The organism is Bradyrhizobium sp. SMVTL-02 (genome assembly GCF_051853005.1).
Taxonomy (GTDB): domain Bacteria; phylum Pseudomonadota; class Alphaproteobacteria; order Rhizobiales; family Xanthobacteraceae; genus Bradyrhizobium.
The window spans coordinates 4,601,145-4,613,939 of record NZ_CP182469.1 but is presented as its reverse complement, the minus strand read 5'-3'; the positions used below and the strand labels follow the sequence as shown (position 1 = coordinate 4,613,939).

The following is a 12,795-nucleotide window of genomic DNA, read 5'->3' as shown; positions in this document are numbered from 1 at the left end:
CCATGGCGAGCGGATCGAGCGCTCCGTCCTCCATGAGCGGCACTGTTCCCCCGAAGGCGTCAGCGCCTCGCATCCGCCTCATCATGAGAAGCTCCCCGATGCATCCGCTTTAACAAAAGCTAATGGCAGCACACTCGTTCCTTTCGCAATAAATGCAAGGGCCGTGCGACATTCGATCCAACAGGGTCGGGCAGTGCTGCTTTCTGAAAACATCCGGGAACATCCTGGGCGGTCGCATCGACGCTTCAACCCCGGAGATCGTTCACTTCGTCCGGTAGAGCCTGAGATAGTTGGGCGAGTACATTGCCGCGTTCTTGAGCGCTTCGAGATCACCGATCGTCAAGGTCCGGTCCTTCAGGACGATCAAACCGGAGGCGCGCAATTCCTGGATCGTGCGATTGAGATGAACCACCGAGAGGCCGGTCGCATCCGCGAGATCCGTTTGCGTCACCGGAAGGGCGCAGGAATTGCCGTCGACCAGGCCAACGGGCCGCAGCCGTTCGAAGATTTCGCAGAACAGATGAGCCACGCGCTCGAAGGCCGCCCGCCGTCCGAGGTTGACGATCCATTCACGCTGGATCGCGCTGTTCAGCAGCGTCTCGCACATGAAGGCTTCGGCCAGCGTGCGGTGGGCCGCCATCAGCTGTTCGAAGCGCGCGCGCTTGATCTCGGCATAAGCAACTGGCGTCGCCGTCGTGATCGAATGGTCGATGGCGGACAGGAGATAAGCGTGGGCGTCGCCGGTCTCGCCCGGCAGGATGAAATTGACGATCTGCCGGCGCCCATCCTCCAGCGTCTTGTGGCGAAGCAGCCAGCCCGAGAGGACAATGCAGACGCTGTCGACGGGATCGCTTTCGGTGATCAGGTCCTCGCCCGGCCCGGCACGCAACAAACCTTCGACAATGGCACGCTCCAGTGCAGCGGCGTCCTCGTCGGACAGCCGGCGCAAGGCGTTGAAGCGGCGGAGAACCGCTTGCGCCACACCGCCATCGGCCCCGTGAGAGCGCATCATCCCTCCAGCGACGGCGTATGGAAGGTGCGCCTGGTCAGAGGGATCGCGATCAGGCACATGAGGCCGGACGCGTTGAACGACATGGTCGTCTGCCCCTTCAACTCGAACGCAAGGGTGCGCTCCAGAAGCTCGGTGCCAAACCCCTTGCGCGGCGGTGGTGTCACCGCCGGACCGCTCCGTTCACGCCATTCGAACAGCAGTTGCGGAGGCGCGACCGCCCCGTCGATACGCCACGAGATTTCGAGCCGCCCGCCGGGCTGACTCAACGCGCCGTATTTGAGTGCGTTGGTCGCAAGCTCGTGGATTGCGAGCGCAAAGGTCTCTGCAGCCTTCGGCTGGAAACGCACCGCTGGCCCGGACGCGCGCACCTGCTCGCCCTCGTGGGCATTATAGGCCAGCAGCTCCTCGATCACCAGATATTCGAGATCGACGCCGCCCTCCGGATCCCGTGTCACCAGCGCCTGGGTGCGCGCGAAGGCATTGAGGCGCCCGTCGAGATGGGCGGCATATTCCTCGACCGTGGAGCTCGTCTCCGCGGAGCGGCGCGCGATCGACCGCACCACACCCAGCGTATTGCGAACGCGGTGCTGAAGCTCGGCGAGGAGAAGGCGCTGCCGCTCCTCTGCGCGGGTGATCGCGGTGACGTCGATGAAGGTGATCACCACGCCGGCGATGAAATTGTCGATGCTGCGATAGGGCAGGATGCGGACGATGTAGCGCGTGCCGCTGTCGGGCGCGGTCAGCTCGCGTTCGGCGCTGGCAAGCGTGCGCAGCACGCGGCGCACGTCCTCGTAGAGCTCCTCGATCGGAATGCGCGCCTTGATGTGGGCGATCGGGCGGCCGACGTCGGTCTCGACCAGATGCAGGATGTGCGTGATCGCGGGAGTGAAATTCATCACGCGGAGATCGTTGTCGAGGAAGACGGTCGCAATCTGCGTGCTTTCGAGGAAATTCTTGAGGTCGCTGGTGGCGCGGGTCAGCTCCTGAACCCGGTGTGCCAGCTCGCCATTGACGGTGGTCAATTCCTCGTTGACCGATTGCAGCTCCTCGCGCGAGGTCTCCAGCTCCTCATTGGCGGACTGCAGCTCCTCGTTGAGCGACTGATATTCCTCGTTCGAGGATTTCAGCTCCTCGTTGGTGCTTTCGAGCTCCTCGATCGTTGCCTGGAGGCGCTCGCGGGTCGCCCGCAATTCGCCTTCGAGACGTTCGACATGCTCGGTCCGCACCAGCACGCCCGGATTGTTCTCGGGAGCGTCGGCGACGGGCGCCGGTCCATCCTTGAACAAGACGACGAAATTACGATGGTCGCCGGCGCCATCCTGGATCGGCTCCACGGTGATGTCGACGAGAACGCGATGGCCGCTGACGCCGAGCTGGACGTGCTCGGCAAGGGCAGATTCGTTGGTTTCCGAGGCGCGGGAGAGCGCGGTGCGCAGCTCCAGCCTGAGATCGCGATGCACCAGCTGGAGCAGATCGAGCGAGGCGGCGCCGGCCGTCGGCTCGATGTAGCGTCCGGTGCGGCCGGAGAAATGCAGGATCTGGAAATTGTCGTCGGTGATCACATAGGCCGGCGCGTAGCGCTCGGCGATGCGCTGGGCGCGGCGTTCGAGGCCCACATCCGGCCCGAACGAGCGGACCGGCGGCACCTCGACCGGCGCACGCCCTGCCGAGGCCGAGATCGGAAATTCCGGCGGAAGCCGCGTGCCGGTATCGAGCTTCTTGAAGATCCGGGCGCGACGATCGACCGGCGCGAACAGCTTCGGATGCCGCGTCACGTTCTCGGAATTGCCCAGGAACAGGAAGCGCTCGGGCAGCAGCGCGAAATGGAACAGCGGGATCACCCGGTTCTGAAGCTCCGCGTTGAGATAGATCAGCAGGTTGCGGCAGGAGACGAGATCGAGCTTGGAGAACGGGGCATCCTTGATCACGTTGTGCTGGGAGAAGATGCACATCTCCCGCAATTCCTTCACCACGCAATAGGTGTCGCCCTCGCGCACGAACCAGCGCGCCAGGCGCTCGGGAGACATGTCCTGCTCGATGTTGGTGCGGTAGCGCCCGACGCGGGCAGTTGCGAGCGCCCGGCCGTCGATGTCGGTCGCGAAGATCTGCACCTGCGGCGCGGAATCGAGAGTGGCCACGTGCTCGCGCAGCAGGATGCCGATCGAATAGGCCTCCTCGCCGGTGGCGCAGCCCAGCACCCAGACGCGAACCTGCTGGCCGTTTGTCTTGCCTTCGAAGATCTTCGGGATGATCTGCGTCTCCAGCACCTCGAACTCGCGCTTGTCGCGGAAGAACTCGGTGACGCCGATCAGGAGGTCGTTGAAGAGATGCTGGGCCTCATCCTTGTCGTTGCGCAGGAAGTCGACATAGGCGGTGATCTCGTCCAGCTGCACGACCTGCATGCGCCGCTGCACGCGGCGCAGGAAGGTGTTCTGCTTGTAGCCGTGGAAATCGTTGCCGGTCTTGTTGCGCAGGATGTCGGCGATGCGCGACAGCGAGCTCGCCGCCGCGGCCAGGACCTCGTCGAAGCCTTGCTTCTCCTCCAGCCTTCGGAGATGGCGGGCATAGACCTGGATGTGCTCCGGGATGTCCTCGGGCGGCAGGACGTAGTCCGCGATCGCCGCGGGCCTGTTGCTGTCGACCAGGTGGTCGGACTCCTCGCTGGCGAGCCTTTCGGCAATCGCAAGCCCGCCATGGTCCTTCAGCGTGGCTGCGCCGAGCGTGCCGTCGCCGCCGGTCCCGCTCAAGAGAACGCCGATCGACTGCTCGGCACGCTCCTCGGCGAGCGAAACCAGGAAGCTGTCGATCGTGGCCCGCTCTCCCGGGCCCTGTTCGGCTTTTCGTACCGCAAAGCGCCCGTCCTGGATCGTCGTGATCATGGCCGCCGGGCTGAGATAGATCGCGCCGCCTTCGACCGCCATCGCATCGCGGATGTCGGCGAGACGCGCGCCGTCGGCGCGCTGGACGATTTTGCGCAGCCGTGCCTTATCGAGCACCTCGGCATTCTGAAGAACGAGGACGATCGCCTGGTCGTCGGCCAATGTCAGCTTGGCGAAGAACCGCTCGATACTGTCGATTGCGCCGGCCGACGCTCCGACGCCAATGATCAGCGGGGCCTTGGCCTGAGGCTCCGGCTCCCCCGCCGTCGTGTCGACTTCGTCCATGGTTGCCGCTACTCTGATTGCCTTGGGCCGACGGATTCCAGTCTCTGCAAATAGCAGAAATCGACATCATCCCAACAGCTAAAAGCGGAAAACGTTCGGCCTTGGCCGAGCCCTGATCCGGGAGGCGTAGGCCTCTGCATCGTGGCGCGGACCAGGGCTTGCGCTAAGCGAGCGGTGGCACCGGATTCAGCTCCTGTTGGAGATAATCCACCCTCTGAATGATGAGGGTGCGGTGCCGTTCCCATTCCACCAGGGTCTGCTTCAGCAACTCCACCAGCCGTTCCGCCTGCCGGCAGTCATATCCGCCAGCCTGCAGGTCCCGCACCCGATCTTCCTGCCTGTGGATGCGCTGCCAGCCTTCCTCGATATCGAGGTTGGCCTTCTCCAGAAGGCGCCGCTCGTCGTGAAGCTGCTGCGTGCGCTGTGCAAGGGATACCGCCATATCGGCCTTTCACTTGCTTCGCTGGATCGGAGGATCGAGCGATTGTAGCACGACGCGCCGGATCATGTCGGCATATTCGCGATACTCGGCCGCGCGCCGCGCGTACATTTCGGCCACGGCCGGCCTGCCGCTGCGGCGGCCGTCTTCGGCCATGCGATGCACCAGCTCGGCCCGCTCCTCGATGATCCGGAGAGCGACCCGCAGCGCTTCATCCACTTGCCCTTCCTGCTCCTTGGCGAGGGCATCCGCGGTAAAGGCGTGGCCGACCTGACAGCGAAATCGCATCGGACGGGCCTCCTTCACCTGGGAAAGAACCCCGCCGCAGCTGGGACAGGTCACCGCGGCGGGATCGGCAATGTTGGCCAGCGTTGCGGTGCCAATTCTCTCCCCCGCGGCAATCTCGACCTCCAGGCGGATATCCGGCGCGATTGGAAGCGTGGCCCCGGGCGGTTCCCGGGCAAGCTCAGACAGGACGTCGCCGAGCCGCGCGGCGGGGACGCAGAGGTCGGCGGTGGCTGCCTCCAGTGCGCGCTGCGGCATCTCCGCTGCGATCGCTTCCAGCGGGTCCTGCACGATCGTCATTCCGCCGCACCGCTTGATCGCGTTGAGGCCGGCAGCCCCATCCGAAAGCAATCCACTCAGCACCACTCCGATCACGCGGGGACCGTGATGCAGGGCAGCCGAGCGGAACAGCGGGTCGATCGCCGGCCGCACCATGTTCTCGCGCGGGCCGCGCCCGAGGCGAATATGATCGCCTGACAGCAGCAAATGATGGTCGGGGGCGCCGAGATAAACGTGGCCGCGCTCGAACTTCATGCCGTCTTGGGCCTGGTGCACGGGGAGCCTGCCGACGCCCGCGGCGACAGTGGACAGAATGCCGATGCCCTGCGCGGGAAGGTGGAGGACGATGAAGACGGCAGCCGGAACATCCGGATGCAGATCTGCCAGGATCCGTTTCAGCGGCGCCGTGGCTCCGGAGGAACCGCCGACGACAATGATGTCGCGGTTGCTCATGGAACCCGCCATTCAATGCTTCGTTTGCATCAAGACGGCCTTGCGGCCTATGTTCCTATCCGTTGCTGGGTGCTGGAGGAGACATGGCGCTATCGCCAACGTTGTCGCGTGGGCGCGCTCTCTTGTCCGGACGTCGTATCCTCGTCGTCGAGGATGAGTATTTCCTCGCCGACGACATCAGCCGGGCGCTGCGGTCGGCGGGCGCGGAAATTGCCGGCCCGGTCGGCGAGCTCGACGATGCGCTCCCGATCATCAAAGACGGCGGTGTTCTCGACGGCGCAGTGCTCGACGTGAACATTCGCAGCGAAATGGTTTTCCCGATTGCGCAGGAGCTCAGGGCGCGCCAGGTGCCATTCGTATTCACGACGGGCTACGACAAGGTCAGCATTGCTCCGGAATTTCACGATGTGGTGCTGTTGGAAAAGCCGATCGACATCGCAGCGATGGTCCGCAGCCTGGCCGGGTTGATCGAGAAGCCGAAGACGTAAGGCGCAGCGTTGCGCCATTGCGCAACCCGCTCATGATCCAAATGAGGTTCGAATGATCTACACCCCCCGCGCGGGCGACGCGCAGCTCCTGTCCTATTCGCGCGGTCTGGTTCGCGATGCCCTCAAGATACTGCGCGACAGCGATCACATCGCACGGGCGCAGCGCGTCCGCGATGAACTGCTCGCGGTCGAACCGGTTCGCGGGGAGGGCGATCCGGCCTGAAGCGCAATGAGATTGATGAAACGTCATCGCGCTTCAGGTTGTTCTTGGAGCAAGATCCTACCGGAAAACCGCTTCACACTTTGCGCTAACGCGGCCCTTCGGGTCCGGATCATGCTTAGAGCAGACGGCTCCAGGTCGGCCACATAGCCATGGCAAGGCAAAGGGCGATCCCGAGATAGGGCCTGCAACAAGGCTTGTCGCAAGCAGTAGCCCGTCAGCTCACCATCATCCATATGATCGCCACCAGCATCACCAGGAAACCCAGCATCGCTGTCGCGATGAATGCCCGTTCGATGCGATCCATCGTCATCGTGTTGCCCTCATCCCGGACAGGATTTTGAAGTTTTGCGGCGCGGAACGCATTAGGCTATGTGAATCGCCAGCCGCTTTCTGAGCGATGGGCCGGCTTGGCGTTCCGGCGCGGGCTGCCCTTACTGCGCCGCAGCAGCCGGAGGCGTTGCGCTGGCGCTCGGCACCGTGGCGGGCCAGGGGCTGACGGGATTGAGCGCCGACAAGGCGCAGGATGACTTGAGCTGCGTCCAGGCCCGGCGCGAGGCCCGTCAGGTCGACGTCGAACGTGGTCATGTCCGTCTTGTCGGGCGTGGTCGTGGTTTCGCGGACATGCAGGAAGCGGGAGGCCAGGATGGCCTTGACCATGTCGGCGTCGATGCTGCCGCGCTAAACCTCGTATTTGCCGGATCGCAGCGGTGATGCTCCGGCCTCCTTGTCGGCGGCGGCGTCCGCCGTCGTCAGGACCTTCATCCTCGAACGCAACTGCATCCCTCCACGAGCGCGCATTTGCGTCTGCCACCAATCAGCCGGAGCGCTTCGACCGCGGAGCGGCTCTCTGCTGCGAAAAATACGGGTTCGCAACGCAACTCGCCGAGCGCCCGAGGGCAAGAAACCTGCATTGCGCGAGCGAGGTGTAGCGGCAATCGAAATAACCCACCTGGCCGTAGATCTGCATGCAGACCGGATAGGTGGGATCATAGGTCTGTGCGCGCGCCTGCGCGCTCACGAAGAGGGAGCCGGTCGCAACGAGTGCAAGCCAGACGCGGCGCATCTCAGCGCGACAACAAGGTGCCGGGCGCCAGCGTGCGCGGACGATTCTGATAGGCGTAGGGATCATCACTCTGTCCGCCGAAATAGGGATTGGCGATGCAGGTCAGCGCGCGGCCCGATGCGCCTGCCTGACACTGAGCGTAAGTGTCGAACCTGCAATTGCTCAGCCCCGGCCATTCATCACCCGTGAGGCAGAACGCGTGACGCGTACCAAATGCGCGTGCGGGCGTGCTTGCATCCAGCGCGAGCGCGAATGTGGCGATTGCGAGCGAAAGTGTGGCGACAATGGGAAGGGCGATTCGCCCGCGCATTTCTCTATTCTCCAATCACACGATCGTGCGCGCGACGATATTACGCGCGCGTGCAGTTTATCTGGTCTCGCCGACATTGGAACTCTCGAAAACACTTGTTTCAAAGGGTTTCCGGCGCTCCGATAAATCTTCATTAACGAAGGGCGGGGCTTTGGCGTGAACTGTTGCGTCGCGGTTACAGCAATTCCGTCGATCGCTGTTATGACGACGCCACGGCCAGGGGGCCTAACGACGAAAGTGGAATGGGATTGAAATGAAGAAGAATTTGTTGCTTGCCGCTGTGAGCCTCGTCGCGCTCAGCGCAGCTGCACCGGCGCTGGCTGCCGATCTCGCGGCTCGGCCGTACACCAAGGCGCCGGCGATGGTGGCCGCGATCTACGACTGGAGCGGCTTCTACATCGGCATCAACGGCGGCGGCGGTTCGTCGCATGCGACCTGGGATATCGTCGGCGTTGGTCGCGAAGGCTCGCATGATGCGACCGGCGGGACCGTCGGTGGCCAGATCGGCTATCGCTGGCAGTCGGGCCAGTGGGTGTTCGGCGTGGAAGGCCAGGGCAACTGGGCCGACTTCTCCGGCGACAATCTCAGCGCGCTGTTCGCCACTCGCAACCGCACCAAGATCGATGCGTTCGGCCTGATCACCGGCCAGGTCGGTTACGCCTGGAACAACGTCCTCATCTACGTGAAGGGCGGTGCGGCTGTGGTCAGCGACAAGTACGAGATCTACAATCTCGGCGGCGGGCTGCTCGCCTCGACCAGCGACACCCGCTGGGGCGGTACGGTCGGTGCCGGCCTCGAGTACGGCTTCGCGCCGAACTGGTCGGTTGGCGTCGAGTACAACCACATCTTCCTGTCGGACAAGGATGTCACCTTTGCTGGTCTGGGCGGCACCGAGCGCATCCGCCAGGACGTCGACATGGGTCTCGTCCGCCTGAACTACAAGTTCGGCGGCCCGCTCGTCGGCCGTTACTGATACCGATCGCTCCTTGCGAGCCCTCATCAAAAGCCCCGGCCTTTGCGTCGGGGCTTTTTATTGTGTAAATTCATTTAGTTAACCATTGTGTTGCGAGGTCACTGGCCAGGCTTGACTCCGTGAACGAAATGAGAACAATGTTCTTCATACGTTCTAGCAAGGGAGCGAGACCATGTTCAGGATCTTCGTGGAAGAGGCGGCTGCACTGGCGTCCATCACGCTGTTCGTCGGTATGATCGCGATCTGGGCCCAGGTCATACCGCAGCTCTAGCCCGGCGGTTTCGTAAACCGGTGCTCCTCTTCGAAGGTGCCCTTGGGGAAAAGCGGGACGACGCGGCGAAGCGGCCGCTCCGGCGTGGACTCTGGCGGCGCGAGACCCCACCATTGTGATGCGAGTCGGCCGCGCGAGTGCATGATGCCTCGAGGAGCGGCGACCGCTCCCTCCCATCTGCAAGAGGCCGTCACGCGACCATGCCGAGCGCCGGATTTGTCCACCTTCACGTTCACTCGGCCTATTCGCTGCTCAAGGGCTCGATCAAGATCGCCAAGCTCGCCGAGCTTGCGAAGAAAGACCATCAGCCGGCGCTGGCGCTGACCGACACCGACAATCTGTTCGGGGCGCTCGAGTTCTCCGACAAGATGGCGGGCTCCGGGATCCAGCCGATCGTCGGCTGCGAGCTTGCGGTCGATTTCGGCGACCAGGATCCCAACGCGCGCAATGCGATGGCTCCGTCGCGCGTGGTGCTGCTCGCCGCCCAGGAGCGCGGCTATCGCAGCCTGATGCGGCTGAACTCGCGCGCCTTCCTGGAATCGCCCGACAGCCATGCGCCGTTCATCAAGTTCGACTGGTTGGACGGCGAGACCGAGGGTCTGATCGCGCTGACGGGCGGTCCGGACGGACCGATCTCGCTGGCGCTGTCCGGCGGTCTGGCCGAACTCGCGGCGGCGCGCTGCGAGCGGCTCGCCAATCTGTTCGGCGATCGCCTCTACGTCGAATTGCAGCGCCACAACATCGACAGGGAGCGGCGCGTCGAAAGCGGCCTGATCGACATCGCCTATGCGCAGGGCCTGCCGCTGGTTGCCACCAACGAGCCGTATTTCGCCTCGACCGACGACTACGAGGCGCATGACGCGCTGCTCTGCATCGCTGGCGGCCGGTTGATCGCCGAGACCGATCGCGTGCAGCTCACGCCCGATCATCGCTTCAAGACTCGCGCCGAGATGGCGGTGCTGTTCGCCGACATTCCGGAGGCGCTGGCCTCGACGATCGAGATCGCCGAGCGCTGCTCGTTCCGCCCAATGACGCGCAAGCCGATCCTGCCGTTCTTCACCGTCGGCGCCGCGGCGAGCTCGGACGCCGCCGCGGTCGAGGCCGCCGAGTTGAAGCGGCAGGCGGAGGAGGGGCTAGCCAACCGTCTGCGCGTGCACGGCCTGTCGCAGGGCGCGACGGAGGAAGACTACAACAAGCGCCTGGCGTTCGAGCTCGACGTCATCACGCGCATGAAGTACGCGGGCTACTTCCTGATCGTGTCCGACTTCATCAAATGGGCCAAGGCGCACGGCATTCCGGTCGGACCGGGCCGTGGCTCCGGTGCAGGCTCGCTGGTCGCGTGGGCGCTGACCATCACCGACCTCGATCCGATCAAGTTCGGCCTGCTGTTCGAGCGCTTCCTCAACCCGGAACGCGTCTCGATGCCGGACTTCGACATCGACTTCTGCCAGGACCGCCGTGGCGAGGTGATCAAGTACGTGCAGGAGCGCTACGGCCGCGACCAGGTCGCCCAGATCATCACCTTCGGTACGCTGCAGGCGCGCGGCGTGCTGCGCGACGTCGGCCGCGTGCTGCAGATGCCCTACGGCCAGGTCGACAAGCTGACGAAGCTGGTGCCGCAGAATCCGGCCGCGCCCGTCACGCTTGCGGCGGCGATCGAGAGCGAGCCGAAACTTCAGGCGTTCCGCGACGAGGACCCGGTGGTGGCTCGTGCCTTCGACATCGCGCAGCGTCTCGAAGGCCTGACCCGCCACGCTTCGACCCACGCGGCCGGCATCGTGATCGGCGATCGCCCCTTGAGCGAGCTCGTGCCGATGTACCGCGATCCGAAATCGGATATGCCGGTGACCCAGTTCAACATGAAGTGGGTCGAGCCGGCGGGCCTCGTCAAATTCGACTTCCTCGGCCTGAAGACGCTGACCGTGCTCGATGTCGCGTGCAAACTGCTCAAGCCGCGCGGCATCCATGTCGATCTCGCGACGCTGCCGATCGACGATGCCGAAAGCTACCAGATGCTGGCGCGCGGCGAGGTGGTCGGCGTGTTCCAGGTTGAAAGTGCGGGCATGCGGCGCGCGCTGGTCGACATGCGTCCCGACCGTTTCGAGGACATCATCGCGCTGGTCGCGCTCTATCGCCCGGGCCCGATGGCCAACATCCCGACCTATTGCGCGCGCAAGCACGGCGACGAGGAGCCGGAATATCTGCATCCCGTTCTGGAGCCGATCCTGAAGGAGACCTTCGGCGTCATCATCTACCAGGAACAGGTGATGCAGATCGCGCAGGTGATGTCGGGCTATTCGCTCGGCGACGCCGACCTCTTGCGCCGCGCCATGGGCAAGAAGATCCGCGCCGAGATGGACAAGCAGCGCGACATCTTCGTCGCGGGGGCGGTGAAGAACGGCGTGCCCAAAGGGCAGGCCGAGACCATCTTCGAATTGCTGGCAAAATTCGCCGACTACGGCTTCAACAAGAGCCACGCGGCGGCCTATGCGCTGGTGTCCTACCACACCGCCTACATGAAAGCGCATTATCCGGTGGAGTTCATCGCGGCGTCGATGACGCTCGATCTCAACAACACGGACAAGCTCTCCGAATTCCGCTCCGAGGCGCAGCGCCTCGGCATCAGGGTCGAGCCGCCGAACATCAACCGCTCCGGTGCGACCTTCGAGGTCGGCGACAAGGTCATCTACTACGCGCTTGCAGCGCTCAAGGGCGTCGGTATCCAGGCGATCGAGCAGATCATCGAGGAGCGCACGAAGCGGGGAGTGTTCACCTCGCTCGCCGACTTCGCCGCGCGCGTCAATCCGCGTGCGATCAACAAGCGCATCATCGAAAGCCTGGCTGCCGCCGGCGCCTTCGACACGCTGGAGCCGAACCGCGCCCGCGTCTTCGCCGGGGCGGACTCGATCATGGCCGCCTGCCAGCGCGCGCATCAGGCCGAGACGATCGGCCAGAACGACATGTTCGGCATGTCGGCGGACGCGCCGACCATCATGCTGCCGCAGATCGAGCCCTGGCTGCCGGCCGAGCGGCTGCGTCGCGAGTACGACGCGATCGGCTTCTTCCTGTCGGGACATCCGCTCGACGATTACGCCACCGTCCTGAAGCGGCTGCGGGTGCAGAGCTGGGCCGAGTTCTCGCGCGCGGTGAAGACCGGCGCCACCGCCGGCAAGGTCGCGGCTACGGTGGTCTCGCGCATGGAGCGGCGTACCAAGACCGGCAACAAGATGGGCATCATGGGACTTTCCGATCCCACGGGCCATTTCGAGGCGGTGCTGTTCTCGGAAGGGCTCGCGCAATATCGCGACGTGCTGGAGCCCGGCGCCGCCGTGCTGCTCCAGCTCGGCGCGGAGCTCCAGGGCGAAGACGTGCGCGCCCGCGTGCTGCATGCCGAGCCGCTCGACGATGCCGCAGCCAAGACGCAGAAGGGCCTGCGCATCTTCCTGCGCGATACCAAGCCGCTGGACTCGATCAAGAAGCGTCTTGACGGACCCGATGCCGCCGCCGCGAACGGCGCCGCGCCAAAGGTCGGCAGTCCCGGGATTGCGCCGCGCTCCAACGGCGACGGCGAGGTCACGCTGGTGATGATGCTCGACCTCGAGACCGAGGTGGAGATGAAGCTGCCCGGTCGCTTCAAGGTTTCGCCGCAGATCGCCGGCGCGATCAAGGCGGTCGCCGGCGTGGTGGACGTGCAGCAGCTGTAGCTGCATTCGCCCCTCGTTGTAGGCAAAGTGTCATAATCGATCGGTTGCAACCTTGCGCTGATTATGGGTAGCATGCTCCGGGGAATGGGCTGGGGTGTGCGCTGCTGCGATGGGGCGTTTTCTACCTCATC

General features: G+C 64.4%; 11 protein-coding genes. 4 read left to right on the top strand and 7 right to left on the bottom strand.

Translation table 11 applies throughout. The features are described 5' to 3' along the window. Window positions 1-262: 262 nt before the first annotated feature. The 4 genes from ACNJYB_RS21785 to ACNJYB_RS21770 all read right to left on the bottom strand — a co-directional run bounded on the left by ACNJYB_RS21785 (window position 263) and on the right by ACNJYB_RS21770 (window position 5,632). Window positions 263-1,012 carry a Crp/Fnr family transcriptional regulator gene (locus tag ACNJYB_RS21785; protein WP_439368397.1) on the bottom strand — a complete coding sequence of 250 codons (750 nt, stop codon included), beginning with the start codon at window positions 1,010-1,012 and terminating at the stop codon, window positions 263-265. Then, window positions 1,009-4,176, bottom strand: coding sequence for a CheR family methyltransferase (locus tag ACNJYB_RS21780; protein ID WP_439368396.1), 3,168 nt, complete (start codon window positions 4,174-4,176; stop codon window positions 1,009-1,011). Before ACNJYB_RS21780 ends, ACNJYB_RS21785 begins: the two co-directional genes overlap by 4 nt. A 163-nt stretch (window positions 4,177-4,339) precedes the next feature. Then, a complete protein-coding gene (locus ACNJYB_RS21775; RefSeq protein ID WP_439368394.1) occupies window positions 4,340-4,618 on the bottom strand; it encodes a hypothetical protein in 279 nt (92 codons plus the stop codon). A 9-nt stretch (window positions 4,619-4,627) separates the two neighbouring features. Then, window positions 4,628-5,632, bottom strand: a complete 1,005-nt coding sequence (locus ACNJYB_RS21770) for a chemotaxis protein CheB (protein WP_439368393.1) — start codon at window positions 5,630-5,632, stop codon at window positions 4,628-4,630. 83 nt (window positions 5,633-5,715) lie between these two features. On the opposite strand from ACNJYB_RS21770, the gene ACNJYB_RS21765 reads away from it, so the two are divergent. Beyond that, window positions 5,716-6,120, top strand: a complete 405-nt coding sequence (locus ACNJYB_RS21765) for a response regulator (RefSeq protein WP_439375614.1) — start codon at window positions 5,716-5,718, stop codon at window positions 6,118-6,120. A gap of 52 nt (window positions 6,121-6,172) precedes the next feature. Then, the gene (locus tag ACNJYB_RS21760) at window positions 6,173-6,343 is read left to right on the top strand and encodes a hypothetical protein (RefSeq protein WP_439368392.1); all 171 of its coding nucleotides are present in this window, start codon (window positions 6,173-6,175) and stop codon (window positions 6,341-6,343) included. 306 nt (window positions 6,344-6,649) lie between these two features. On the opposite strand, the gene ACNJYB_RS21755 is transcribed toward ACNJYB_RS21760, so the two are convergent. From ACNJYB_RS21755 to ACNJYB_RS21745, 3 genes are all read right to left on the bottom strand, one after another. Further along, window positions 6,650-7,000, bottom strand: a complete 351-nt coding sequence (locus ACNJYB_RS21755; protein ID WP_439368390.1) for a hypothetical protein — start codon at window positions 6,998-7,000, stop codon at window positions 6,650-6,652. Between the two features lie 157 nt (window positions 7,001-7,157). Next, entirely contained in the window at window positions 7,158-7,406 is a 249-nt protein-coding gene (locus ACNJYB_RS21750; protein ID WP_439368389.1) for a DUF3551 domain-containing protein, read from the bottom strand. 1 nt (window position 7,407) lies between these two features. After that, window positions 7,408-7,716: a DUF3551 domain-containing protein gene (locus ACNJYB_RS21745; protein ID WP_439368388.1), complete on the bottom strand. Its 309-nt coding sequence runs from the start codon at window positions 7,714-7,716 to the stop codon at window positions 7,408-7,410. A gap of 253 nt (window positions 7,717-7,969) precedes the next feature. Between ACNJYB_RS21745 and ACNJYB_RS21740 the strand changes: the two genes are divergently transcribed. Together ACNJYB_RS21740 and dnaE are read left to right on the top strand one after the other, a co-directional pair. Further along, window positions 7,970-8,689, top strand: coding sequence for an outer membrane protein (locus tag ACNJYB_RS21740; protein WP_439368387.1), 720 nt, complete (start codon window positions 7,970-7,972; stop codon window positions 8,687-8,689). Between the two features lie 471 nt (window positions 8,690-9,160). Next, window positions 9,161-12,664 (top strand): DNA polymerase III subunit alpha, encoded by a 3,504-nt coding sequence (gene dnaE / locus ACNJYB_RS21735; RefSeq protein ID WP_439368385.1) that lies wholly within the window; start codon window positions 9,161-9,163, stop codon window positions 12,662-12,664. Window positions 12,665-12,795: the final 131 nt, after the last annotated feature.

What these genes read in the sequence shown, in the direction of transcription:
- ACNJYB_RS21785 (WP_439368397.1), bottom strand. Translation starts at nt 1,012, where the DNA reads ATGATGCGCTCTCACGGGGCCGATGGCGGTGTGGCGCAAGCGGTTCTC.
- ACNJYB_RS21780 (WP_439368396.1), bottom strand. Translation starts at nt 4,176, where the DNA reads ATGGACGAAGTCGACACGACGGCGGGGGAGCCGGAGCCTCAGGCCAAG.
- ACNJYB_RS21775 (WP_439368394.1), bottom strand. Translation starts at nt 4,618, where the DNA reads ATGGCGGTATCCCTTGCACAGCGCACGCAGCAGCTTCACGACGAGCGG.
- ACNJYB_RS21770 (WP_439368393.1), bottom strand. Translation starts at nt 5,632, where the DNA reads ATGAGCAACCGCGACATCATTGTCGTCGGCGGTTCCTCCGGAGCCACG.
- ACNJYB_RS21765 (WP_439375614.1), top strand. Translation starts at nt 5,716, where the DNA reads ATGGCGCTATCGCCAACGTTGTCGCGTGGGCGCGCTCTCTTGTCCGGA.
- ACNJYB_RS21760 (WP_439368392.1), top strand. Translation starts at nt 6,173, where the DNA reads ATGATCTACACCCCCCGCGCGGGCGACGCGCAGCTCCTGTCCTATTCG.
- ACNJYB_RS21755 (WP_439368390.1), bottom strand. Translation starts at nt 7,000, where the DNA reads ATGGTCAAGGCCATCCTGGCCTCCCGCTTCCTGCATGTCCGCGAAACC.
- ACNJYB_RS21750 (WP_439368389.1), bottom strand. Translation starts at nt 7,406, where the DNA reads ATGCGCCGCGTCTGGCTTGCACTCGTTGCGACCGGCTCCCTCTTCGTG.
- ACNJYB_RS21745 (WP_439368388.1), bottom strand. Translation starts at nt 7,716, where the DNA reads ATGCGCGGGCGAATCGCCCTTCCCATTGTCGCCACACTTTCGCTCGCA.
- ACNJYB_RS21740 (WP_439368387.1), top strand. Translation starts at nt 7,970, where the DNA reads ATGAAGAAGAATTTGTTGCTTGCCGCTGTGAGCCTCGTCGCGCTCAGC.
- dnaE (WP_439368385.1), top strand. Translation starts at nt 9,161, where the DNA reads ATGCCGAGCGCCGGATTTGTCCACCTTCACGTTCACTCGGCCTATTCG.